This window comes from Dyella sp. (genome assembly GCF_035685885.1).
Classification (GTDB): domain Bacteria; phylum Pseudomonadota; class Gammaproteobacteria; order Xanthomonadales; family Rhodanobacteraceae; genus Dyella.
The window spans coordinates 1-2103 of the sequence record NZ_DASRZX010000051.1 but is presented as its reverse complement, the minus strand read 5'-3'; the positions used below and the strand labels follow the sequence as shown (position 1 = coordinate 2103).

Below are 2103 nucleotides of genomic sequence, written 5' to 3'. Positions count from 1 at the left end.
GCCGGCTATCCCGCGGTGAGCCAGGAAGTGAATGCATAGGAGTCATATGTCCTGGATTGACCAGTACCGTAACAAACTGATGACCGCCAGCGAAGCTGTGAGCTGCGTCGAGTCGAACATGAGGGTGTACATCCACCCGGGATGCGCCGAGCCTGAGGCACTGGTGGAAGCGCTGATCGCGCGCGCCCCGCACGTGAAGAACGTGGAGGTGGTGCACCTGCTGACTTTGGGCAGCTCACCCTATTGCGCTGCCGAGATGGCGGAGAGTTTTCGTCACAACGCGCTGTTTGTCGGCGGCAACGTGCGCCAGGCGGTGAAGGAAGGCCGCGCCGACTATACGCCGATTTTCTTAAGCGAAGTCGAGGCGCTGTTTGAAACCGGCGAGATGACCATCGACGTCGCTTTCATACAGGTTTCGCCGCCCGATCCACACGGCTATTGCAGCTTCGGAGTCGGCGTGGACACCACGCTTACGGCAGCCAAATTCGCGCATCGCGTCGTCGCCCAGGTCAACGCGCAGATGCCGCGCACCTATGGCGACAGTTTCATCCACGTCAGCCAGCTCGATGCCATCGTCGAAGTTTCGCAGCCGCTATGCGAGCTGAAGAAGCATCCCAGCGATCCCATCACCGACGTGATTGGCGCGAACGTGGCGTCCCTGATTGAAGATGGCGCAGTCCTGCAGTGTGGCATCGGCGGCATTCCAGATGCGGTGCTGCCCAACCTGATCGACCGCCGCGATCTGGGCGTCCACACTGAGCTGCTCTCCGACAACGCGATTCCGCTGATCGAGGCGGGCGTCATCAATGGCGAGCGCAAAAACTTCAAGCCGCGCAAGGTCATCCTTGGCTTCGTGCTGGGCGGCAGGAACCTGTTCGATTTTGTGGACGAGAACCCGATCTTCGAGTTTCACCCTTCGGCCTATACCAACGATCCCTGGCGCATCGCGCAGAACCACCGCATGGTGGCCATCAACTCGGCCATCGAGGTGGATTTGACCGGGCAGGTGTGCGCCGAGTCGATCGGCCCCTGGTTCTATAGCGGGTTCGGCGGGCAACTTGACTTCATCCGCGGAGCGGCGCGCTCCAAGGGCGGCAAACCGATTATCGCCCTGCCCTCCACCGCCAAAGACGAGACGGTTTCCCGCATCGTGCCCTGCCTGGCGCACGGCGCCGGCGTGCTCACCGGACGCGCCGACGTGCACTACGTCGTTAGCGAGTACGGCATCGCCTATTTGCACGGCCGGACCATTCGCCAGCGGGCCGAAGCGCTGATTCAGATTGCCCATCCCAAGTTCCGCAACCAGCTTCATGAGTATTGCGAGAAGCAGCGCTGGTTCCAGCGCAACGCTCTGGAGGTTGTTCAGATACCTGTATGACAACGCAACCGCGCGGTAATGTCACCATCGACATCGACGAATGCAAAGGCTGCGGGCTGTGCGTGGAGTCGTGCCCGCCCAAGTGCCTGTTCCTCGCGCCCGAATTGAGCAAGTACGGCGTGCACCCTGCCACGTATACCGGCGAAGACTGCACCGGCTGCGGCGCGTGCTTCTACTGCTGTCCGGAACCGGGCGCCATCACCGTGTATCGCCTCATCCCGCCGCCCAAAGTTGCCGGCGCGGTGGTGAATGCCGGCCAGGGAGGTAGCCATGCGCCAGCTCTGTAAAGGCAACGTCGCCGTCGTCAAAGGCGCAGTGCTTGCGGGATGCCGGGCCTTCTACGGATACCCCATCACTCCCGCCAGCGAGATCGCAGAATACGCCGCCCTCCTCATACCTGAAGTGGGCGGTACTTTTTTACAGGCCGAGAGCGAAGTCTCCGCCATCAACATGGTGTATGGCGCGGCATCGGCAGGCCAGCGCGTGATGAGCGCTTCCTCCGGCCCCGGCCTGAGCCTGATGCAGGAAGGCATCTCCTACATTGCGGGATCGGAGCTGCCCTGCGTCATCGTCGATGTGGTGCGCGGCGGCCCGGGACTGGGCAACATCGCTCCCGAGCAGAGCGACTACTTCTGCTGCGTCAAAGGCGGAGGCCACGGCTGCTATCGCAACATCGTGCTGGCGCCCGGCTCGGTGCAGGAGATGTTCGACCTCACCGTGCTGGC

At 62.4% G+C, this 2103-nt stretch carries 2 protein-coding genes and 1 pseudogene; all 3 read left to right on the top strand.

Annotated elements, in window-relative coordinates:
- The first annotated feature begins 46 nt into the window (after positions 1-46).
- Entirely contained in the window at positions 47-1378 is a 1332-nt protein-coding gene (locus tag VFG49_RS06495; protein WP_324858701.1) for an acetyl-CoA hydrolase/transferase family protein, read from the top strand.
- On the top strand, positions 1375-1665 hold the full coding sequence (locus tag VFG49_RS06490; RefSeq protein WP_324858700.1) for a 4Fe-4S dicluster domain-containing protein: 291 nt from the start codon (positions 1375-1377) through the stop codon (positions 1663-1665). Before VFG49_RS06495 ends, VFG49_RS06490 begins: the two co-directional genes overlap by 4 nt.
- Positions 1649-2103, top strand: a pseudogene (locus VFG49_RS06485) (3-methyl-2-oxobutanoate dehydrogenase subunit beta); the annotation flags it as partial. The gene VFG49_RS06490 and the pseudogene VFG49_RS06485, both read left to right, overlap by 17 nt.